Consider the following 21,363-nt stretch of genomic DNA (forward strand, 5'->3'; position numbering starts at 1 on the left):
CTATTCCGGTCGATTGATGACCGCTTCGATGTGGTGGCCGTCGGGATCGATGACGAAGGCCGCGAAATAGTGGGGACCGTAATGCGGCCGAAGTCCCGGGCCGCCATTATCGATGCCGCCATGGGCGATGGCTTCGGCGTGAAACTGTTCCACGCTCACGCGGCTCGGGGCGGCGAGAGCGAGATGGAAACCTGGACCTGGAGGGCTCGCGTCATGCGGCCTGAGTTTCAGGGCCAGTTTGTCGCTGCCGCCGGGCAATCCGTAACCAACCGCCTGATCGTCCTCGCCGGGACGGATATCCTCCCAAACGCGGATATATCCGAGCGGCCTGAGAGCGGCGTCATAGAACCGCGCTGCTTTGAGAATGTCTGCGACGCCCAGCGAAATGTGATGAAGCATCGGCCTTGCTCTTAGAGCGGCAGTGGCATGAAATATCGAAGCCGCAAAAGCACGGCTCCGATGTCTACAAAAAATCAGCCGCCCAGGCCTTCGAACAGGGCCGTCGACAGATAGCGTTCGGCAAAGGAGGGAATGATCACGACGATGTTCTTTCCGGCGTTTTCTTCGCGCTGGCCGACCTTGATGGCTGCGGTCAATGCGGCGCCCGAGGAGATGCCGACCGGCACGCCTTCGAGACGGGCGACGAGGCGAGCCTGGGCGAAGGCGTCCTCGTTGCTGACCGTGACGACCTCGTCATAGACGGACTTGTCGAGGATGGCGGGCGCGAAGCCGGCGCCGATGCCCTGGATCTTGTGCGGGCCCGGATTGCCGCCGGAAAGCACCGGCGAATCGGCCGGCTCGACCGCGATCACCTGGACCGAGGGCTTGCGCGCCTTCAGCACCTGACCCGTGCCGGTGATCGTGCCGCCTGTGCCGATGCCGGAAACGAAAATGTCGATCTCGCCATTGGTGTCGTTCCAGATTTCCTCGGCCGTCGTCTTGCGATGGATGTCTGGATTGGCGGGGTTTTCGAACTGCTGGGGAATGATGGCGTCCGGCAGCGAGGCCGCCAGTTCCTCCGCCTTGGCGATCGCACCCTTCATGCCCTTCGGGCCTTCGGTCAGCACGAGCTCGGCGCCGAGCAGGGCCAGCATCTTGCGGCGCTCGATCGACATGGTCTCGGGCATGGTGAGGATCAGCTTGTAGCCCTTGGCGGCGGCGGCGAAGGCCAGCGCGATGCCCGTATTGCCCGAGGTCGGTTCGACCAGCGTGGTGCGGCCCGGCGCGATCTTGCCCTGGGCTTCCAGCGATTCGATCATGGCGACGCCGATACGGTCTTTGACCGAGGCGATCGGATTGAAGAATTCGAGCTTGGCGAGCAGGTTCGCCTTGACGCCCTTTTCCTTGGCCAGCTTGTCGAGCCGCACAATCGGCGTGTCGCCGATGGTTTCGGTGATCGAGCCGTATATTTTTCCCCGTCCGGCTTTGCGCGTGTCGGTCATGGTGCTTCTCCCTGTGTTGTGAGAGCAAGTTAGGGAGGAATTCGCCGGCTTTCCAGCAAGATCGGCGCGCGGCGGAGTGAAAAGGAGAAAATTTCACCCTTTTTCGCGAGGGGCGACAGGCGATCCTGCTATCCGGCGCGGCTGGCGATGTAGCCGGCGGTCGCAAACAGGCAGGCCGCCGCCGCCTTGTTGAGCCGTCCCAACGCCTTGGGATGTTTGAAGGCTTCCCGCGCTTTTCCCGCGAGCGCCACATAAGGGAAGGTCACCGCCACCAGCACCAGAAATGTGGCGAGCAGCAGCAGGAGGTAATCCGCAACCCCGATGCTTTCGAGATCGATGATCGTCGGCACCAGAGCGACATAGAACAACATCGCCTTGGGATTGCCGAGCGTCACGAACAGGCCGGAGGCGAAGGACTGGGTAAAGCTTCTTTTCGGCGCAGCGCCGATTTCGGCGCTGAGAATCCCTGCGGTCCAGATCTTGTAGGCGATCCAGGCGAGGTAAATCGCGCCGAGGATCTTGATGACGGTGAACACTTCGCTGAAGGCATGCGCCAGAACCGCGAGCCCCAGCACTGCGGCGGTCAGGAACACCATGTCGCCCAGGATGAGGCCGAGCGCCATGCCGACGCCTTCGACCATGCCGGCGCCGAGCGCGCGGGCCACCAGCGCCGTGATTCCCGGCCCGGGGATGGCGGCGGCGATCAGCAGAGTGAGAGAATAGGCGGCGAGGGCGGACAGGGTCATGAAAGTCTCCGGGATACAATCTCATCTATCACCGGTAGATTTTTCCGTCAATTGTCGTCTTTAATAACACATAATTCCGCTTATTTTACGATATATCGCAACTTTTAGCCATATTCGCACATATGCCTCATTCCGCAATAGACCACGTCCAGAAACATGTCCAAGAGGGTCGCTGCCGTCGCGCATCCGCGGTTACGAACCGGCAGCAGGCCTCGAATAGGGCTCGGACGAGGCTGTGGAGCCGGGGATCTTTTCAAAAATTTTGTTGGAGTGGTGGTTTGATTGGCCGCAATTTCTGCGTCACTCGTCCCCGAATAAGGCGTCGTTCCGAACTTTGCAATCGTCAGACTTTGCTAATCAATCCTGTTCATAGTCACAGAGATCTGGGAGGAGCGGATGCGCGATAAGCTCACATGGACCAACAACGAGCTCGAAAGTCTTCTGCGCCAATTGGATATCGCGCTCGAAGCCTCCGGGATCGGCATATGGCAGCATAATCTGCATAAAAATCAGACCCGCTGGGACCATCAACTCCAGATCATCTATGGCATCAAGAAAGAACTTTTCGACGTCATCTGGCTCGAAAGCGTACATCCCGAAGATCGGGACTATGCGAGTTCGGTATTCCAGCGCGCGATCAACGCCAGGTCGGATTACGCCGCGCAATTCAGGATCATTCGTCCCGACGGTGAAACTCGATATCTCCGGTCGCGAGCCAAATACTTTGTGGACGAGCAGGGCGAGGGATGTTTCATCGGCGCGGAGTGGGACGTCACCGACGATATCTTGCGTTCCGAGCAGCTGGCCAGGGAGCGGGAAGCGGCGGAAGCAAGCCGAGCGGTCGCCAAGTTCGCTGCGGATCACGACTATCTCACCGGCCTTCTGAACCGGCGAGCGTTCGACGAAAAATTCGCCGAATTTCAGTCCACAGTCGATGCGGCGTCGCTTTGCCATTTGGATCTGGATCATTTCAAGGAGATCAATGATCGTTTCGGACATTCCGGCGGCGACGCTGTCCTGCAACATGTCGGCGACATCCTTGCGAAAGCCACGCGCGAGGGTGAGCATGCGGCCCGTCTGGGTGGCGACGAATTCGCTGTCCTGTCGCCTTTCGGTCTAAGCAGAATGCAGGATCTGGTGTCGGCCATTCGCAGGGAATTGGACAAGCCCGTCATTCTCAACGGGGAGTCTTACACCGCGGAATGCTCGATCGGCTTCGCCTGTGCGCAAGGCCAGGAGATCGGCGCACTTCTGAAAGCGTCGGATGTGGCTCTCTACGAAGCCAAGAAGCTCGGCCGAAACAACGCCCAACTCTTTACGCCCGAGCTTGCCCAGCGACTGGCAAAGGAAAAACAGACGCTCAAGGACCTGCAGGCCGCATTGCGCGCAAACGAGATCGTTCCTCATTATCAGGTGCAGATCGATGCGAAAACCGGTGAAATCTGCGGGCTGGAAGCCTTGGCGCGATGGGAGACCGCAGACGGCGTCAGGCCGCCTTCGGAATTTCTGGATCTCGCCTCGGCGCATGGCTTGATGGAGGCCGTGGACGAAGCCATCCTGACGCGGGTGCTGCTGGATATCAAGCGCTGGACGCTGCTGGATATCGACGTGCCGCGGGTGTCGGTCAATCTTTCCGCCGCTCGCCTGAGTGACGCAAGCCTGCCCAAGCGGCTGGAAGCGATGGCGGCGCCGCCGAAATCGCTCAGTTTCGAACTGATAGAAACGATCTTCCTGGACAAGGTCAGCGACCAGATCAAACAGAATATTCGGATGATCAGAGACCTCGGGATTCTCATCGAACTCGATGATCTCGGTTCAGGGCACGCGTCGCTTCTCGGTCTATTGGAACTGCGCCCGGAGCGCGTGAAAATCGACCGGCACCTCGTCGCGCCGATCCTGGATCATGCGCCGCAGAAACAGCTTGTCGGTTCTCTCATCGACATCGCGCATGCCCTGGACATCGAAGTCGTGGCGGAAGGGGTGGAGACGCTGGCGCATGCGGTGATGCTGACCGATCTCGGAGCCGATATTCTCCAGGGCTTCGCATTCGCGAGAGCCGAACCCGCCCACCAGATCACCGCAAGGCTGGTCGCTTCGCTCCGCGGCGACAGGGCAGATACGAAACAGCGCGCGGCTGCGCCGGCCGCAGGGTGAAGGCGTAGTCGTCATGCCCCGCCATCCACCGTCCCGAACAACCTGCTGGGCGGGAAGACGAAAAAAGACAGCCTAGTTCTCAGAAAGCACGAAGACGCAGCCGCGTGAAGGCGGTGGGCTTGCCGGATGGTAGCCGGATCTATTTCGACAGGCAGATTTTCGCCTCACGCGCCGGTCGAGCCGAACCCTCCCGCGCCCCGCGCAGTGTCGCTTACATGCGTCCGCTCTTCGACGCCGGCCTGGACGACGGGCGCGACGATCAACTGAGCGATGCGCATGCCGCGCTCGATGACGAAGGGCTCGGCTCCCAGATTGACCAGGAGCACCTTCACCTCGCCGCGATAGTCGCTGTCGATCGTGCCGGGGGTATTAAGGCAGGTCACGCCATGCTTGAGCGCCAGACCGGAGCGCGGCCGCACCTGCACCTCGAAACCTTCGGGGATTTCGAACACGAAGCCGGTGGGAACAAGCGCGCGCGCGCCGGCTGCAAGCGTCATCGGCTCGTCTTCCTGCAAAGCCGCGCGGATATCCATGCCGGCGGCGCCGGTGGTTTCATAGGACGGCAAGGGTAGATCGGCGGCATGCGGCAGGCGCACGAGGCCGAGAACGGGTGTGGCGGAAGCTTGGGTCATAAGCGTTTGTCGCCGCCAGCCGCCAGCCGGTCAATTGCAATTTGCGGCTCGAAACGGTAGAAGGCCGGCGCTCAACAGGATTTTCTGAAAACATGACCGAGACTTTGGCCGAGGCGATTTCCCGCCGCCGCACCTTCGCCATTATCGCGCATCCGGACGCAGGCAAGACCACGCTGACCGAAAAGCTGCTGCTGTTCGGCGGCGCGATCCAGCTCGCCGGCGAAGTCAAGGCCAAGAAGGATCGCATCCAGACCCGGTCGGACTGGATGAAGATCGAGCGCGAGCGCGGCATCTCGGTCGTCACCTCGGTGATGACCTTCGAATATAACGACAATGTCTTCAACATTCTCGATACGCCCGGCCACGAAGACTTCGCCGACGACACCTATCGCACGCTGACGGCCGTCGACGCCGCCGTGATGGTGATCGACGCCGCCAAGGGCATCGAGCCGCGGACGCTGAAACTGTTCGAAGTCTGCCGCCTGCGCAATATCCCGATCATCACCTTCATCAACAAGATGGACCGCGAAAGCCGCGATCCCTTCGAAATCCTCGATGAAGTCGAGGAAAAGCTGGCATTGGACACCGCGCCGGTCACCTGGCCGATCGGGCGGTCCAAGACCTTCTGCGGCTCCTACAATCTCGCCGACAACACCGTTCGCGGCTCCGACACCGAGGTCGAGGGCACGCCGGTCAACGGACCGGAAGCCGTCGCCGACCGTCTGCCTGAGAACGAGCGCGAGGCTTTTGTCGACGAGGTCAATCTGGCGATCGAGGCCTGCAGGCCGTTCGACCGCGAGGCCTTCCTCGAAGGTCACATGACGCCCGTATTTTTCGGCTCGGCGCTGCGCAATTTCGGCGTCCGCGATCTCATCAATGCGCTCGGCGAATTTGCGCCCGCGCCGCGCGACCAGGTGGCCGACACCCGCACGGTGCATGCCGCCGAAGACAAGATGACCGCCTTCGTCTTCAAGATCCAGGCGAATATGGACCCCAACCACCGCGACCGCATCGCATTCGCCCGCGTCTGCTCGGGCAAGATCGAGCGCGGCATGAAGGCGAGGCTCGCCCGCACCGGCAAGCAACTGGGCCTGACGGCGCCGCAATTCTTCTTCGCCTCGCAGCGCCAGCTCGCGGATACCGCCTATGCCGGCGACGTGGTCGGCATTCCCAACCACGGCACCCTGCGCATCGGCGACACGCTGACCGAAGGGGAATCACTGGTGTTCCAGGGCGTGCCGAATTTCGCGCCCGAGATCCTGCGCCGCGTGCGGCTGGAAGACGCCATGAAGGCCAAGAAGCTCAAGGAAGCGCTGCATCAGATGGCTGAGGAAGGCGTCGTGCAGCTGTTTTCGCCGGAGGATGGCTCGCCGGCGATCGTCGGCGTGGTCGGCGCGCTGCAGCTCGACGTGCTGAAGGAGCGTCTGTCGGCGGAATATACGCTGCCGGTTTCGTTCGAAATGTCGCGGTTCTCGGTCTGCCGCTGGATCTCGGCCGAAAACCCGGCCGATCTGCAGAAATTCCTGGATGTCCGCCGCGGCGACATCTGCCGCGATCTCGACGGCGACCCGGTGTTCATGGCGCAGGACGGCTTCTCGCTTCGCTATGAATCGGAGCGCCATCCCGCCATCAAGATGATCGCCATCAAGGAATATCATATTCAGAAGGCGGCATGATCGAAGGCCGCCGAAAGTCCGGCGGCTAGCCGTCAGGCGGTCAGGTCGTTCAGGAAATCGTCGCACCAGCGCTGGACCGTCTGCTTTTTCAGGTGCTCCATCATGCCGCTCCAGCGCTCCTTGCGCTCGTCGAGCGGCATATGGATGGCCCGTGCGATGGCGTTGGCCGCGCCTTCGATGTCATAGGGATTGACGAGCAGCGCGCCCTTGAGCTCGCGCGCCGCGCCGGCGAAGCGTGAGAGAACGAGAACGCCGGGATCTTCCGGGTCCTGCGCCGCGACATATTCCTTCGCCACCAGGTTCATGCCGTCGCGCAGAGGCGTCACCAGCCCCACCCGCGCCAACCGGTAGAGGCCTGCGAGCACCGGACGGGCGACGGAGCGATTGATGTAGCGGATCGGCACCCAGTCGACCGTGCCGAGCGCGCCGTTGACGCGGCCCGCCTGTTCGGCGACCGTGCGCTGCATCGCCTCATATTCAGGGACTTCGGAGCGTGATTTCGGCGTGACCTGGAGATAGGTGACCTTGTTGTGCTGGTCGGGATTGGCGGTGACGAATTTCTCGAAGGCGTCGATGCGCTGGGTCAGCCCTTTGGAGTAATCGAGCCGGTCGACGCCGATGATGAGGTTGCGGCCTTCGATACTGGCGCGGGCTTTCGTGACCATCGCATGCTTGGCGGCGCGCCGCGCATAGGCGGCAAAAGCCTCCGTCTCGATACCGATCGGATAAGCCCCGCCCTTGAAGATACGACCGAAGGAAGACAATCGTCCATCGTCCAGTCGCTCACCAATGCCTTCGCGCACCAGCCCGCCGGCGAAATTGTCGAAGTCATGATCGGTCTGGAATCCGACGAGATCATATTCCGCCAAGCCCTTCATGATTTCCTCATGCACCGGCATGGTGAACAGCACGTCGGCGGGCGGCAGCGGAATATGCAGGAAGAAGCCGATGCGATTCTTGACGCCCAGCGCGCGCAATTCGATCGCGAGCGGGATCAGGTGATAGTCATGCACCCAGATGACGTCGTCGGGCTCGAGCATCGGCGCGAGCTTGGCGGCGAAGAAACGGTTGACGCGGAAATAGCCGCTCATTTCCTTGCGGGCATATTCGGCGAGATCAAGCCGATAATGGCAGATCGGCCAGAGCACGCGATTGGCGAAGCCGTGGTAATATTCCTCGACATCGCGATCCGTCAGATCGGTCAAGGCATAAGTGATGTTGCCCTGCTTCTGGATCGTCAGCTCCGCCGGCTCGTCTTCGCCGGACGACTTCCCGGACCAGCCCATCCAGATGCCGCCGCGCTCCTTGAGCGCGGCCTGCAGCGCGACAGCGAGACCGCCGGCGGGAGCCGTCCCGGTTTTGTCGGGAACGGGAACGCGGTTTGAGACGACCACAAGTCTGCTCATGGCGAAAATCCTTTCATGCGGAAATGTATCAGGAGCGGGCGGCCAGAGCCGACAGAGCCGCTCTGAGGGATCGGGGTGACGGAAGCCGCCATTGCGCCGTGGTTTCAGCGGGGGTTTCGACGATGCGGATCGAAGCGCCGCCATGCGCATTGACCGCTTTGAACATCGCCTCGTCGGTGACGTCGTCGCCGATCGCCACCGGAATGCGGCCCATAAACGGCGGCTCATGCAGAAAGGCCTGCACAGCCCGACCCTTGTCGGCGCTGTCGGGCCGGATCTCGACCACCATCTTGCCGCGCTGCAATTCATAACCGGGGCCGATCGCGGCGAGCGCCGCCTGCATGGTGACGTCGACTTCCATCGCATAACAGGGAGCCTGGCGATAATGAATGGCCACGGCGGCGGTCTTGTCTTCGAACAGCACACCCGGCCAGGCCTTGGCGGCGCGAGCCAGTTCGCGCTTGGCGTCGTCGAAGGCGGGCGTGGGCGCGCTTCGCGTGATGCGGCCGTCGGCGCAGCGACGCTCAACGCCATGCAGACCCGCAATCGGAAAGCGGCGCGGCTCGAACAGGCGATCGGCATAGGGCAAGGCCCGCCCGGTAACCAGCGCCATGGCGCCGCCTAGCCTTTGCGACAGGCGATCGAGGATCCCCGGCAAGTCCGGAGGAATTCGGATCGCGTCGGGAGTGGCGGCCAGATCGATCAGTGTGCCGTCGATATCCAGAAAGAGCGCATATCCCAGCGGATTGGAATCGATGTCCGAAAACACATCTTCAACCGCACGGCCAACGTCGAACATACCAGCAAACCCTATAATTTCCGCTTCGGTCGTCCCGCTCTGTTCAGAGCCCAATGCTCCCCAGTGTCGCAACGCCGATGACGACGCTAAGTTCCTCCATGCGTCGCGAAAAGTTTTTCGGATGACAGGCCAGTTTAAAGCTGGCATATCTCGGTGTGTTGAGAGACAGGGGCGTTCGTCGCAAGACGGGCTGAGAAGCACCCTTCGAACCTGAACCAGATAATGCTGGCGGAGGGAGTCGCTCGGATGATCCGCCCGCGCGACAAGCGCACTCCCATCGGATCGTTCCTGCCGCTTGCCCCGCTGGAAAGGGGCAAGATGACTGATTTGACCACTCCCGGCGCCTATCTCGAAGCGATGCGCGCTGAAGCGCCGCTCGTTCACTGCATCACCAATTACGTGGCGATGAACATCGCCGCCAACAGCCTGCTTGCGGCGGGCGCATCGCCCGCCATGGTGCATGCGGCGGAGGAGGCCGGCGAATTCGCGAGCTTCGCCGCAGCGCTCACCATCAATATCGGCACGCTGTCGCCCGACTGGGTCGAGGGCATGACGGCTGCTGCGCGCGGCGCGCGCGAAGCGGGCGTTCCCTGGGTATTCGATCCCGTCGCGCATTTCGCCACCGCCTATCGGCGACAGGCGACAGAGGCGCTGATGGCGCTTCGGCCCGATATCGTCAGGGGCAATGCATCGGAGATCCTGGCGCTGGCCGGTGGTCAAAGCACTGCCAAAGGCGTCGACGCCCGCGACCCCGTGCATGCGGCGGAAGAGGCAGCCCGGCGGCTGGCGGGCGAGCGGGACACGATCGTCGCCGTCACCGGCGAGACGGATTTCGTCACCGACGGGGTGCGCGCGTTGAGGATCTCCGGCGGTTCACCCCTGATGCCGAAAGTGACGGCGCTCGGCTGCTCGCTGACCTGCATGATCGGCGCCTATGCCGGCGTGAAGGGCGCCGATCTGTTCGATGCGACAGCGGCGGCGCTCGCCTACTTCGCCGTGGCGGGAGCCCGCGCCGAAGCCGCCGCAGAGGGACCAGGCAGTTTCTCGGTCCATTTCCTCGATCAGCTCGCGCTCGTGGATGGCGCAGCGCTCGATGCGGCCAACCGGATGGAGGTCGCATGAACCGCTTCGATCTCTCGCTCTATCTCGTGCTGGATCCCGTGCTCTCCGAGCCCCTCGGCGTGATTGAAACGGCGCGCCGCGCCGTGCGCGGCGGCGCGACCATGGTTCAACTGCGCGACAAGACGGCGACGACCGAACAGCGGATCGAAACCGGGCTTCTCCTCAAATCCGTGCTGGCCGGCAGCGGAGCCCGGCTGATCGTCAACGACGACGTCGAGGCGGCCATGGCGATCGCCGCCGACGGCGTTCATATCGGTCAGGGCGATCTCGATCTGCGGGCGGCGCGCGACCGCATCGGCGACGACATGCTTCTCGGCCTGTCGATCGGCAGTGTGGCGGAAGCCGAAGCGCTCGATCCCACGCTGGTGGATTATGTCGGCGTCGGTCCGGTGTTTCCGACAGCGACAAAACCGGACCATCCGCCGGCGATCGGTCTCGACGGGCTTCAGGCGGTCATTCGCGCCACGCATCTTCCCGCCGTGGCGATCGGCGGCGTGAAGATTGGCCATATCAGCGCGATCCTGGCCAGAGGCGCCAAAGGCGTCGCCGTCGTGTCGGCGATTTGCGGGCAGCCCGATCCGGAAGTCGCGGCGCGCACGCTCCGCGCGGAAATCAGCAGGAGCCTGGTATGATCGCCAATGTCTTGTCGATCGCCGGCTCCGACCCCTCGGGCGGCGCCGGCATCCAGGCCGACCTCAAGGCCTTTTCCGCCCGCGGCGTGTTCGGCATGGCGGCGCTGACCGCCTTGACGGCGCAGAACACGCAAGGCGTCTCGACTGTACACGCTTTGCCCGCCGATTTCGTGGGCGAGCAGATCCGCATGGTGTTCTCAGACGTGCGCGTCGATGCGGTCAAGATCGGCATGATCGCCAATGCGGAGATCGCCGCAGCCGTGGCGGAAGCGCTTCGCCTTTACTGCCGCGCGCCCGTGGCGCTCGATCCGGTGATGATCGCCAAGGGCGGCGCGCCGCTCCTCGACCCCGAGGCGATGGAGACGGTGCGGCGGGCGCTTCTGCCGCTCGCCACGGTCGTCACGCCCAATCTGCCGGAAGCAGCGGCGCTGCTCGGCAGGCCGGAAGCGCGGTCGCGCGAAGAAATGGCGGCGCAGGCCCGCGCTCTTCTGGCGCTCGGGCCGCAGGCGGCGCTCGTCAAGGGCGGGCACCTTGATGACGACGAGAGCCCGGATGTGCTGGCGACATACGGAGGGCTGCAGTGGTTCGAAAGCCGGCGCGCGCCGACGAAAAACACCCATGGCACCGGCTGCTCGCTGTCGAGCGCCATCGCCGCTGAACTCGCCAAGGGACAGGCTATTTCCGAAGCCATATGCGCCGCCAAGGACTGGCTCCGCGGCGCGATTGAAGCCTCCGGCCAGCTAAGCGTCGGCGCGGGCCATGGGCCCATCCATCATTTTCATCATCTCTGGACCGAACAGGACATTCCCCGATGAGCAAGCCGATTGCAGAACAGACCGTCATCGTCACGGGAGGGGGTCGCGGCCTCGGCGCGGCGATCGCCCGCGCTTTTGCGCGCGAAGGCGCCAATGTCGTCATCAACTACCGCAACAGCCGGGAGAAAGCGGAGGCGCTGGCCGAGACGCTGGGCCCAAAGGCGCGGGCGATCCGCGCCGATGTGCGGAATGCAAACGACGTCGAAGCGTTGATCGAAGCCGCGAAGGACGCCTTCGGCGGCGTCGATACGGTGGCGCACAACGCGCTGGCCGATTTCAGCTTCAACGGAGAGGCGAGAGACAAGCTCGACCACCTATCCTGGGAGGCGGTCAATGCGCATCTGGAGACCGGCCTCAAGGGCGCGCTCAACCTGATCCGGGCCGCCAGACCCGGCTTGGCGTCGCAAGGCTCCGGGCGGCTGGTGTTCATCGGCACCAATCTGTTTCAGAACCCGGTCGTGCCCTATCACGACTACACCGCCGCCAAGGCCGCGCTCCTGTCGCTCACGCGCACGGCGGCCAAGGAGCTGGGGCCTGACGGCATCACCGTCAACATGGTCTCGGGCGGCTTGCTGCGGATGACGGATGCGAGCGCGGCGACGCCCGAAGCCGTGTTCGATCTCATCGCCGCCAATACGCCGCTGCAGCGGGTGACGACGCCGGAGGAAGCCGCCGACGCAGTGCTGTTCTTCGCCAGCCCCTGGGCGCGCGCGGTGACGGGCCAGAACCTGATCGTCGATGGCGGGCTGGTGTTCGGCTGAGTTCAGTCGCCTTGGGAGCCGGGGAGATCGCCGATCTCTCCGATCCACGGCGCGGCCGAACGGGTCCATTTCTGGCGGCCGGGTTCGAGTTCAGCGCGCTGGTCGATGCTGCCCCAGCGGATACCCCAGGTCTCGAAGGCCGCGCCCTGGCCTGTGGTGAAGATGGGAGAGCCGCAATTGGCGCAGAAATATTGAAGGCGAATGGCGCCGCTGCCGCCGCGTTTCTCATAGACCTTGGGCGGCTCGCCGGTCTGGCGGATCCGGTCTCGCCCGGTCAGCGCGGTGACGCGGAACGGCGAGCCGGTCAGCGACTGGCAATCGGTGCAATGGCAAATGGAGACGCGCTCCGGGTCGATCTCCGCCTCATACGACACCCGGCCGCAATGGCACCGTCCTGTGATCTGCATGGTCCACTCCTTGCTGTGACTGGACAATGCGGCAGGGCGGAAAAATGTTCAATGCTCAGCTTTCGAGGCCGATGACCTTTTCAAAGGCTTCCCAGCTCTCATCCATCGCATAGGCGCGATTGATGAAGGGAATGCTGAAATGGCCGTAGATCAGCGACAGCTGCCATTCCGCCGTCTCTTCGTCCACGCCGGCAACCTGCTGGAGATAAAGAACCGAGGCGAGCCCTGTGCGATCGACGCCCGACATGCAGTGCACCAGGATCGGCTTGGGCGCATCGCGCATGATGCGGGTGAGATCGGCCATCTGCACGGCGTTCAGTTCTCGGGCGGCCGACATGGCGAAATCGACATGATGAAGACCCAGAGCCTTGGACTCGTTGATCTCGTCGACATACCAGCTCGAACCCTTCTTGCTGGCGCCCCGCAGGTTGATCACCGTCTTGATGCCGTAAGTCCTGGCGTAATAGGCGATATCGGCGGCGGAAGGCTGCGCCGAGCGGTAGAACTCGCCGGGGATGACCTCATGAAAGTTCCCGCGCAGGAATTGCTGGCCGAGGAATAAGCCGCCGGCGAGGACCAAAAGGCCGACGCCCAGCGCCGTTCGCTTGAAGAGCCGCTTCCACTGCATGCCGCCGTCCGATCTCATTAGAACAATTCCAATATAAGCCAACGCCTATATCAGCGACGTCTTCGCCAAGGAAGCGGCATTTCTGCGGCAAAAGCGCATACGGCCAATCGTTTTTGCTTCAGGCGCCATGACGCTCTGCGATCGCCTGCACCTGAGGAATGGCGCGCAGCCGGCGGGAATGCGCTTCGACGCGTGGCGTCTCGGCTTTTATCTGCTGCGGATCACGCCAGCTTGCGACCATCCAGAGATAGAGATCGGCCATGGAAGGACTGTCCCCCACTAGAAAATCGCCCTTCATCTCCGCCTCGATGATCGCGTATTGCGCGCCGAGATAGTCTTCCGCCGCGACGCGGACGGCGTCCGCGCCGTCCGGATCCACGGTGTAGCGATCGGCATAGGCCTTGCGCAACTCGCCCTCATAGATGTTGACCGCCATGAAGATCAGCCAGCGGTCATGTCGCGCCCGCGCGCTCGATCCGGGGCGCGGGGCGAGACCGGCCTCCGGAAAGGCGTCGGCCAAATGCAGCAGCATGGCGGCGCTTTCGGTCATCACGCCGCCATCCGGCAGCACGAGCGCGGGCACCTGCCGGCGCGGATTGATGGCTGCGAAATCCTCGGTCAGATGTTCGCCGGCGGATGTGTCAACCCAAACGATGTCATGCGGCGCGCCGATAATGGCCAGCGCCGCCTCGACGGCGGCGCTGCCGGATCCGATCCGTCCATAAAGCCTGTACATGGACTGAAGTCCCCCGTTTGTTGATCCGGGGTCAATCTAGGACATCTCGACCGAAAAGCGACGCCGAGAAACAGGAAGTTCACGCTTTTCGTCGCCGACGCGGGCCATCAATGATCCGACTTGATGAAGGTGCCGTTCTGCAATTCGCGCATCGCCTGCATGATCTCTTCGCGGCTGTTCATCACGATCGGCCCATGCCATGCAACCGGTTCCTCGATCGGCTTGCCGGAAACGAGCAGGAAGCGGATGCCTTCGTCGCCGGCCTGCACCGTGACCTCGTCGCCGCTGTCGAAGACGACGAGCGTGCGGTTGCCGGACATGTCGCGAATGGTCACTTCCTCGCCGGCGATCTCCTTCTCGATCTTCACGCCCATCGGGTGCGAAGCGTCGCGGAACGTGCCGGAACCGGCGAAAATATAGGCGAAGGCCTTGCGATAGGTGTCGACCGCGAACGTCTTCCGGCGGCCGGGCGGCACGGAAATGTCGAGATAGACGGGCTCGGCGGCAATGCCGTCGACCGGGCCTTTCTTGCCCCAGAACTCGCCGGTGATGACGCGCACGGCGGTGCCGTCGTCATCGATGACCACGGGGATATCGGCGGCCTTGACGTCCTGATAGCGCGGCGCCGTCATTTTCAGTGACGACGGCAGGTTGGCCCAGAGCTGGAAACCATGCATGCGCCCGGCGAAATCGCCCTGCGGCATTTCCTGATGCATGATGCCGCGGCCCGCCGTCATCCATTGCACATCACCCGCGCCGAGCAATCCGCGATTGCCGAGGCTGTCGCCATGCTCGACGGTGCCGGCGAGCACATAGGTGATGGTCTCGATGCCGCGATGCGGATGCCAGGGAAAGCCGCGCTGGTAATGGGCGGGATTGTCGTTGCGGAAATCGTCCATCATCAGGAAAGGATCGGTCAGCGAAGGATCGCCGAAGCCAAAGACGCGGTGAAGGTGGACGCCCGCGCCCTCCATAGTCGGCGTGGCGCGGCTCTCATGCTTGACGGGACGGATGGACATGGCGGTTCCTCGTTTGATTTTTCTGAATATAGAGCCTCCGAAGCAGCCGTGACAGCCGCGCGGATGCAACGCAGTGTTCAATTTCCGTATGCTGCAACGCAAAATGTCTTTGACACTTTTGTGACTTCATCTTTTATTAACCGAACTGGTCGGAAGATGAATCGCATATCGGCGCCAACAAGCGCCAAAACCGAGTGGGTGAAAGATGTGTCGCTGGGCCGCGTATCGCGGAGAGCCGTTGTTTCTGGAAGATATCGTGTCGGCGCCCGCTCATTCGCTCGTCGCGCAGTCACTATCGGCCACTCTGGCCAAGACGCCCACCAATGGCGACGGCTTCGGCATCGCCTGGTACGGCGACCGTGACGAACCCGGTCTCTATCGCGACGTGATGCCGGCCTGGGCCGACTGCAATCTCAAGAGCCTCGCTCGCCAGATCCGCTCGACGCTGTTTCTCGCCCATGTGCGCGCCGCCACCTATGGCGCGACCCGGCGCGACAATTGCCATCCCTTCGCCCACGGCCGCTGGTCCTTCATGCATAACGGCCAGATCGGCCAGTATGACCGTATGCGCCGGGCGCTCGAAAGCCTGCTGCCGGACGAGCTCTACGCCGCCCGCCGCGGCACCACCGATTCCGAGCTGATCTTCATGCTGGCCTTGCATTTCGGGCTGGACGCCATGCCGATGACGGCGCTGCGCGAGGCGCTGGCGTTGGTCGAACGGCAGGCGCTGCATATGGGCATCACGCCGGATGTGCGCTTCACCGCCGCTTTTTCCGATGGCGACACGCTCTATGGCGTCCGCTACGCCACCGGCGCCTCGGCGCCGACGCTCTACGCATCGCGGATGGGCGGCGGCTATTGCCTGGTGTCGGAACCGCTCGACGAGGACGAGCGCATCTGGGGCGAGATCCCCGACGGCAGCGCCGTGGTGCTGTCGGACGACGGCATCAAGATCACGCCGTTTTCGACGGGCGTCTTCACGGAAACGTCCGAAGATCTGAAGGTCCCGGCCGAATAGTTTCAGAGCGGGTTGAGCCGCTCGGAGATCAGCGCGACGAGGCGTTCCGCCACCTCCGTCTTGTCCATCTCGGGCCAGCGGTCGACGCCATCAGGCGCGATGACCGACACGGTGTTGCGGCTGCCGCCCATGACGCCGGTTTCGGGCGACACGTCGTTGGCGACAATCAGATCCGCGCCCTTGCGCGCCAGTTTCGCCCGCGCATTGTCTTCGACGTCATTGGTCTCGGCGGCGAAGCCGATCACCAGTTTCGGCCGCTTCTCGTGATGGCCGATGGTCTTGAGGATGTCCGGATTTTCCGTGAGCGCCAGGGCGGGCGGCGCTTCGCCCGGCGACTTCTTGATCTTCTCGGACGCTTCGGCGTCGACGCGCCAGTCGGCCACCGCCGCCACCATCACCGCGATGTCGGCGGGAAGGGCGTTCAGCGCCGCGTCGCGCATTTCCACCGCGCGCTCGACCTTGACCATTTTGACGCCGCGCGGATCGGGCAGCGTCACCGGTCCCGAGATCAGCGTGACATCCGCGCCGGCGCCGGCGAGCGCTGCGGCGATCGCATGACCCTGGGCGCCGGAAGAACGGTTGGCGATGTAGCGGACCGGATCGATCGGCTCATGCGTCGGCCCGGAGGTGACGATGGCGCGCCGGCCGGCGAGCGGCTTCGGTCTATCATCTAGCAGCGTTTCGATTTCGGCGACGATCTCCAGCGGCTCGGCCATGCGGCCGACGCCCGCCTCGCCCTTTTCCGCCATCTCACCGCTGACAGGTCCGATGAAATGGGCGCCATCGATGAGAAGCTGCGAAGCGTTGCGGCTGACGGCGGGGTTGGACCACATGGTCGGGTTCATCGCCGGCGCGATCAACACCGGACGCTCGGTGGCGAGCAGGATGGTCGAGGCGAGATCATTGGCGAGACCATTGGCCATCTTGCCGATCAGGTCGGCCGTGGCGGGGGCGACGACGACGAGATCGCAATCGCGCGCCAGCCGGATATGGCCGACATCGATTTCATCGTCGCGATCGAACAACTCCAGATGCACCTTTTCGGCCGCCAGCGCGCCAACGGCGAGCGGGGTGATGAATTCGGTCGCGGCGCGGGTCATGACCGGGATGACGCGGGCGCCGCGTTCGCGCAGGCGGCGGATGAGATCGAGGCTCTTATAGGCGGCGATGCCGCCTGCGATGATCAGGAGAACGCGTTTTCCCGTGAGCGCGCCGGTCTTCGCCATAGTGTCCTTCTCCGCCTTGTCTTTTCTGGTCGGAAAATAGGCGGTCGAAGACCTGGGCGCAACGGAATAGAGCGAGCGAGGGCCGTTGCGGACCCCGCAAACCCTGCTCAGGGTTAATTCGCCGCGCCGCCTTCACATCGCCGCCCAAATCATCCACATAACGGGGCCAGAGAAAAGCAAGGCATGGAGTTGTCATGAGCGCGTCCGCTATCGATCCCGTCAAGCTGGAAAAACTCGCCGAAGTGGCGGTCAAGATCGGCCTCGACCTGCAAAAGGGTCAGGACCTCGTCGTGACCGCGCCGATGGCGGCGGCGCCGCTGGTGCGCGAGATCACCAAACACGCCTATAAGGCCGGCGGCGGGCTGGTGACCACCTTCTACAATGACGAGGTCGCGACGCTGGCGCGCTATGAATATGCGGCCGACGACAATTTCGATCGGGCGGCAAGCTGGCTCTATGAAGGCATGGCCAAGGCCTACGCCAATGGCGCGGCGCGCCTCGCGGTATCCGGCGACAATCCGATGCTGCTGTCTCAGCAAGATCCGTCAAAAGTTGCCCGCGCCAATCGGGCCATGTCGACCGCCTATAAGCCAGCGCTCGAGAAGATCTCCAATTTCGACATCAACTGGAACATCGTCTCCTATCCAAACCCGTCATGGGCGCGGCAGATCTTTCCGGAACTCAGCGAAGACGATGCGGTGCGCAAGCTGGCCGACGCCATTTTCGCCGCCTCGCGCGTCGATCGCGAGGACCCTGTCGCCGCCTGGCGCGAGCATAACGCGGCGCTGCATCGTCGCTCCACCTGGCTGAACGAGATGCGCTTCTCCGCCCTGCACTTCAAGGGGCCGGGCACCGATCTCACCGTGGGTCTTGCCGACGGCCATGAATGGCATGGCGGCGCGTCGATGGCCAAGAACGGCGTGACCTGCAATCCCAACATCCCCACCGAGGAAGTCTTCACGACGCCGCATGCGCTGCGCGTCGAGGGCGTGGCCTCCTCCACCAAGCCGCTCTCGCATCAGGGCACGCTGATCGACGACATCCAGGTGCGCTTCGAAGGCGGCCGCATCGTCGAGGCCAAGGCGTCCAAGGGCGAAGCGGTGCTGAAGAAGGTGCTGGAAACCGACGAAGGCGCAAGCCGGCTCGGCGAAGTGGCGCTGGTGCCGCATTCCTCGCCGATCTCGGCCTCGGGCCTTCTGTTCTACAACACGCTGTTCGACGAAAACGCCGCCTGCCACATCGCGCTCGGCCAGTGCTATTCCAAATGCTTCGTCGGCGGCGCCGATCTCACCTCGGATCAGATCAAGGCCCAGGGCGGCAATTCCAGCCTCATCCATATCGACTGGATGATCGGCTCGGGCGAGGTCGACATCGACGGCGTCGCCGCCGATGGAACCCGTACGCCGGTGTTCCGCAAGGGCGAATGGGCGTAAGGACCGGTTTTACAAATCTATCGAGAGCTGTTTTGACCCGCCGCATACTCGCGCGCGGGTCTTTTCTTTGGGCCGACAGGCGAGTTTCCGAAAGCGTGCAGAGACTAAAGCCGCGCCGTCAGCGCCCGCACGCGGTCGAGATGCGCGGTCAATTGGGCTTCAGTGACGCGATCCATGTCGTGCAGCGCCAGCATGCGGAAATCGACGTCCTTGGCGCAGAAGGCGGCTATGCCGCGTTTCAGCAGCCGGCACACAGGATCGCCCATATAGAATTTCACCATCCACCAGGGCGAGCCCGTGGTGGTGAAGGCGTAGAGATGGCGGATATTGCCGAGCGCGGGCTTGATGCGCCCGCCCGCCAGATCATGGGTGAAGGCGACACCCGGCGCGAAAACCCGATCGAAGAAGCCCTTGAGAATGGCCGGGAAATTGAACCACCATTGCGGAAACACCAGGATCAGCCCATCGGCCGCCCTGAGCCGCGCAATGATCGGATCAACGGCGCTGGTGTCACACGGCGCATCGAAATAGGCTCCCCGCTCGGCCGCCGAAAGCCGAGGGTCGAAATCCTCCTGATAGAGATCGAGCAGATCGGCCACATGCCCCCTGTCGCGCAGCGTTTCGACCACGGTTTTCGCCACGGACGCCGCATAGCTTTCGGGCAGGGGATGGGCGAGCACGACGAGGAAGCTGCGCGCCACGGCTAGAACAGGCTCCCCTGATCGATGGGAGAGCCTTTGGCGGATTTCCTGCGCGGCTGCGGCGCAGTCGTGAGTGTAATTGGCGTCGGCGGCTCAGCCCCCTCACCGGCCGTCGCGGCAATGTTGCCATCGGCGAACTGGATCGCGAGCGCATGACCTGCAGCCACCTGCTCCGCTCGGGTCAAAGGCTGGCCATTCTCGTCACGGATCACGGCATAGCCGCGCTTCAGCACATTCTTGTAGGACAGCGATTGCAGAATACGGTCATGGGCGGCGAGCGCCTGGCGTTCGCGCCTCAGGCGCACGTCGAGCGCGCCATCGCTGCGCCGGGCGAGATTGTTGAGCCGGTCGCGGCTGCGCGCCGTCTCATTGGCAAGGCGGGCGGGCAGGCCGGAGAAGACGGCGTCTGCGCGGGCGATGCGGGCCTTGAGCTGGTCGATGCGCCGCTCCACCACCCGTTCGGCGCGCAGGCCGAGATCACTAAGCCGCTGACGCCGTTCCGCAAAACGCGCCGCGAGCATATCGGGACGAAGATGCGAGGCGGCCCGCTCAAGCATGCGGCGCTTGTTGAGCGCAGTCAGCTCCAGGCCGCGATCGAGCCGGGAGGCCGCTTCGTCGAAGCGACGGCGCGGCAAAGCCAGCAGCTGGTCGATCGACGGCATCGCCCGGGCGAGCCCCCTCAGCCCCTGGCGGCGATTGTCCATCTGCCGGTTGATGGCCGAGGCTAGCCGCGCCGAGAGGCCGGCCAGTTGCGCCTCGAGATCGGCTTTGACAGGCACGGCCATTTCGGCGGCGCCCGTGGGCGTCGGGGCGCGCTGGTCGGAAGCGTAGTCGATCAGCGTCCAGTCGGTCTCGTGGCCGACGGCGGAGATCAGCGGAATGGCGGAATTGGCGGCGGCGCGCACTACCGCCTCGTCATTGAAGCACCAGAGATCTTCGAGACTGCCGCCGCCGCGGGCGACGATCAGCACATCCGGCCGGGCGATCGGACCGCCGGGATCGAGCGCATTGAAGCCGTCGATGGCGGCGGCGATTTCCGCGCCTGCGCCATCGCCTTGCACCCGGACAGGCCAGACGATCACATGCAGCGGAAAGCGATCGGAAATGCGGTGCAGGATATCGCGAATGACCGCGCCGGTCGGCGAGGTCACCACGCCGATGACATGGGGCATATAGGGCAGCAGCTGCTTGCGCGAGGGATCGAACAGGCCTTCGGCGGCGAATTTGCGCTTGCGCTCTTCGAGCAGCGCCATCAGCGCGCCGACGCCGGCCGGCTCCAGGCTTTCGATGACGATCTGATATTTCGACGAACCGGGGAAAGTGGTGATCTTGCCGGTGGCGATCACCTCCATGCCCTCTTCGGGCCGCACCTTGAGCCGGCTGAAGGAGCCTTTCCAGATCACGGCTTCGAGCCGGGACCGATCGTCCTTCAGCGCGAAATAGGCGTGACCGGAGGAATGCGGGCCGCGATAACCTGAAATCTCGCCCCGCACCCGCACATGCTCGAATGCGGTCTCCATCGTGCGCTTGATGGAGCCCGAGATTTCGGAAACCGTATATTCGGCGAGGTTGCCGGGCGAATCGTTGTCGAAGAAGCTCATGGCTCTCTATATCAGCGCTTCCGCGATCTACTCCAGAACCGGGCCTCCATCTCGGCCCCGCGCTGGCGTTTTCCCCCGCTTCGTCCCCTGTCTCGAGCGCCATGCGATGATGGTCCGTCAGAACCAGAAGGAGACATCGACATGACAGACCGTTTTGAAACCACCGTCGCTTCGCTCAACGGCCCGGCCATTCACGCTTTTCCGGTGACGCCCGACGATGCGGCGGCGCTTCCGGAAACGACCCGAGCCCTCTATGTGGGTTCGAGCGGGGCGGTGACCGCCGAACTGCAATCCGGCGCGGTGGCTACATTCGCAGCGCTTGCGGCCGGCTCGATCCTGCCGGCGCGGATCGTGCGCGTGCTGGCAACGGGCACGACGGCGAGCAGCCTCGTGGGTCTGGTGTGAGACG

22 protein-coding genes and 1 riboswitch are annotated in these 21,363 nt (G+C 63.5%); of the genes, 9 read left to right on the top strand and 13 right to left on the bottom strand.

The genetic code is table 11. The annotated features are described in order from the left end of the window. The 3 genes from OCK01_RS22690 to OCK01_RS22700 all read right to left on the bottom strand — a co-directional run bounded on the left by OCK01_RS22690 (position 1) and on the right by OCK01_RS22700 (position 2,188). Positions 1 to 399: a VOC family protein gene (locus OCK01_RS22690; protein WP_263825943.1), complete on the bottom strand. Its 399-nt coding sequence runs from the start codon at positions 397 to 399 to the stop codon at positions 1 to 3. Positions 400 to 473: 74 nt separating this feature from the next. Continuing rightward, the gene (gene cysK / locus OCK01_RS22695) at positions 474 to 1,442 is read right to left on the bottom strand and encodes a cysteine synthase A (RefSeq protein ID WP_182827826.1); all 969 of its coding nucleotides are present in this window, start codon (positions 1,440 to 1,442) and stop codon (positions 474 to 476) included. Positions 1,443 to 1,570: 128 nt separating this feature from the next. Then, a complete protein-coding gene (locus tag OCK01_RS22700) occupies positions 1,571 to 2,188 on the bottom strand; it encodes a LysE family translocator (RefSeq protein WP_263825944.1) in 618 nt (205 codons plus the stop codon). 396 nt (positions 2,189 to 2,584) lie between these two features. On the opposite strand from OCK01_RS22700, the gene OCK01_RS22705 reads away from it, so the two are divergent. Continuing rightward, the gene (locus OCK01_RS22705; protein ID WP_263825945.1) at positions 2,585 to 4,342 is read left to right on the top strand and encodes a putative bifunctional diguanylate cyclase/phosphodiesterase; all 1,758 of its coding nucleotides are present in this window, start codon (positions 2,585 to 2,587) and stop codon (positions 4,340 to 4,342) included. 164 nt (positions 4,343 to 4,506) lie between these two features. Here the strand turns inward: OCK01_RS22705 and dut are convergent, their stop codons facing one another. Further along, the gene (gene dut / locus OCK01_RS22710) at positions 4,507 to 4,974 is read right to left on the bottom strand and encodes a dUTP diphosphatase (RefSeq protein ID WP_182827829.1); all 468 of its coding nucleotides are present in this window, start codon (positions 4,972 to 4,974) and stop codon (positions 4,507 to 4,509) included. 92 nt (positions 4,975 to 5,066) lie between these two features. On the opposite strand from dut, the gene OCK01_RS22715 reads away from it, so the two are divergent. Next, positions 5,067 to 6,650, top strand: a complete 1,584-nt coding sequence (locus OCK01_RS22715) for a peptide chain release factor 3 (RefSeq protein ID WP_263825946.1) — start codon at positions 5,067 to 5,069, stop codon at positions 6,648 to 6,650. Positions 6,651 to 6,682: 32 nt separating this feature from the next. Here OCK01_RS22715 and otsA read toward each other — a convergent pair whose 3' ends face one another. Together otsA and otsB are read right to left on the bottom strand one after the other, a co-directional pair. Next, positions 6,683 to 8,056 carry an alpha,alpha-trehalose-phosphate synthase (UDP-forming) gene (gene otsA / locus OCK01_RS22720; RefSeq protein ID WP_263825947.1) on the bottom strand — a complete coding sequence of 458 codons (1,374 nt, stop codon included), beginning with the start codon at positions 8,054 to 8,056 and terminating at the stop codon, positions 6,683 to 6,685. Between the two features lie 28 nt (positions 8,057 to 8,084). Further along, positions 8,085 to 8,855, bottom strand: coding sequence for a trehalose-phosphatase (gene otsB, locus OCK01_RS22725; RefSeq protein ID WP_263825948.1), 771 nt, complete (start codon positions 8,853 to 8,855; stop codon positions 8,085 to 8,087). A gap of 157 nt (positions 8,856 to 9,012) precedes the next feature. Continuing rightward, positions 9,013 to 9,109, top strand: a riboswitch (TPP riboswitch). Positions 9,110 to 9,173: 64 nt separating this feature from the next. Here otsB and thiM point away from each other — a divergent pair. The 4 genes from thiM to OCK01_RS22745 are packed head-to-tail and all read left to right on the top strand — an operon-like array spanning position 9,174 to position 12,185. Beyond that, positions 9,174 to 9,977 carry a hydroxyethylthiazole kinase gene (gene thiM / locus OCK01_RS22730; RefSeq protein WP_263825949.1) on the top strand — a complete coding sequence of 268 codons (804 nt, stop codon included), beginning with the start codon at positions 9,174 to 9,176 and terminating at the stop codon, positions 9,975 to 9,977. Next, positions 9,974 to 10,609: a thiamine phosphate synthase gene (gene thiE, locus OCK01_RS22735; protein ID WP_263825950.1), complete on the top strand. Its 636-nt coding sequence runs from the start codon at positions 9,974 to 9,976 to the stop codon at positions 10,607 to 10,609. Before thiM ends, thiE begins: the two co-directional genes overlap by 4 nt. Further along, positions 10,606 to 11,424: a bifunctional hydroxymethylpyrimidine kinase/phosphomethylpyrimidine kinase gene (gene thiD / locus OCK01_RS22740; RefSeq protein ID WP_263825951.1), complete on the top strand. Its 819-nt coding sequence runs from the start codon at positions 10,606 to 10,608 to the stop codon at positions 11,422 to 11,424. The genes thiE and thiD overlap by 4 nt, the downstream gene beginning before the upstream one ends. Beyond that, a complete protein-coding gene (locus OCK01_RS22745; protein ID WP_263825952.1) occupies positions 11,421 to 12,185 on the top strand; it encodes a 3-oxoacyl-ACP reductase in 765 nt (254 codons plus the stop codon). The genes thiD and OCK01_RS22745 overlap by 4 nt, the downstream gene beginning before the upstream one ends. A gap of 2 nt (positions 12,186 to 12,187) precedes the next feature. Here OCK01_RS22745 and OCK01_RS22750 read toward each other — a convergent pair whose 3' ends face one another. The 4 genes from OCK01_RS22750 to OCK01_RS22765 form a co-directional block, all read right to left on the bottom strand. Beyond that, positions 12,188 to 12,592, bottom strand: coding sequence for a GFA family protein (locus OCK01_RS22750; protein ID WP_182827835.1), 405 nt, complete (start codon positions 12,590 to 12,592; stop codon positions 12,188 to 12,190). 55 nt (positions 12,593 to 12,647) lie between these two features. Continuing rightward, positions 12,648 to 13,238 (bottom strand): dual specificity protein phosphatase family protein, encoded by a 591-nt coding sequence (locus OCK01_RS22755; RefSeq protein ID WP_263825953.1) that lies wholly within the window; start codon positions 13,236 to 13,238, stop codon positions 12,648 to 12,650. A gap of 100 nt (positions 13,239 to 13,338) precedes the next feature. Next, on the bottom strand, positions 13,339 to 13,956 hold the full coding sequence (locus tag OCK01_RS22760; protein ID WP_263825954.1) for a glutathione S-transferase family protein: 618 nt from the start codon (positions 13,954 to 13,956) through the stop codon (positions 13,339 to 13,341). Positions 13,957 to 14,063: 107 nt separating this feature from the next. Then, positions 14,064 to 14,975, bottom strand: a complete 912-nt coding sequence (locus OCK01_RS22765; RefSeq protein WP_182827838.1) for a pirin family protein — start codon at positions 14,973 to 14,975, stop codon at positions 14,064 to 14,066. Between the two features lie 205 nt (positions 14,976 to 15,180). Here OCK01_RS22765 and OCK01_RS22770 point away from each other — a divergent pair, with 205 nt between their 5' ends. Further along, complete coding sequence (locus OCK01_RS22770) at positions 15,181 to 15,993, top strand: class II glutamine amidotransferase (protein ID WP_263825955.1); 813 nt, start codon at positions 15,181 to 15,183, stop codon at positions 15,991 to 15,993. 2 nt (positions 15,994 to 15,995) lie between these two features. Here the strand turns inward: OCK01_RS22770 and coaBC are convergent, their stop codons facing one another. Then, positions 15,996 to 17,219, bottom strand: coding sequence for a bifunctional phosphopantothenoylcysteine decarboxylase/phosphopantothenate--cysteine ligase CoaBC (coaBC, locus tag OCK01_RS22775; protein ID WP_263825956.1), 1,224 nt, complete (start codon positions 17,217 to 17,219; stop codon positions 15,996 to 15,998). A gap of 194 nt (positions 17,220 to 17,413) precedes the next feature. On the opposite strand from coaBC, the gene OCK01_RS22780 reads away from it, so the two are divergent. After that, positions 17,414 to 18,652 (top strand): aminopeptidase, encoded by a 1,239-nt coding sequence (locus OCK01_RS22780; RefSeq protein ID WP_263825957.1) that lies wholly within the window; start codon positions 17,414 to 17,416, stop codon positions 18,650 to 18,652. A gap of 104 nt (positions 18,653 to 18,756) precedes the next feature. On the opposite strand, the gene OCK01_RS22785 is transcribed toward OCK01_RS22780, so the two are convergent. Together OCK01_RS22785 and xseA are read right to left on the bottom strand one after the other, a co-directional pair. Then, positions 18,757 to 19,353, bottom strand: coding sequence for an NAD(P)H-dependent oxidoreductase (locus OCK01_RS22785; RefSeq protein ID WP_263825958.1), 597 nt, complete (start codon positions 19,351 to 19,353; stop codon positions 18,757 to 18,759). Positions 19,354 to 19,355: 2 nt separating this feature from the next. Then, positions 19,356 to 20,954, bottom strand: a complete 1,599-nt coding sequence (gene xseA / locus OCK01_RS22790) for an exodeoxyribonuclease VII large subunit (RefSeq protein WP_263825959.1) — start codon at positions 20,952 to 20,954, stop codon at positions 19,356 to 19,358. A 141-nt stretch (positions 20,955 to 21,095) separates the two neighbouring features. Here xseA and OCK01_RS22795 point away from each other — a divergent pair, with 141 nt between their 5' ends. Further along, positions 21,096 to 21,359 (top strand): hypothetical protein, encoded by a 264-nt coding sequence (locus OCK01_RS22795; protein ID WP_182827843.1) that lies wholly within the window; start codon positions 21,096 to 21,098, stop codon positions 21,357 to 21,359. Positions 21,360 to 21,363 lie beyond the last annotated feature (4 nt).

The sequence above is a fragment of the Rhizobium sp. TRM95796 genome (assembly GCF_025779995.1).
Lineage (GTDB): Bacteria > Pseudomonadota > Alphaproteobacteria > Rhizobiales > Rhizobiaceae > Rhizobium_E.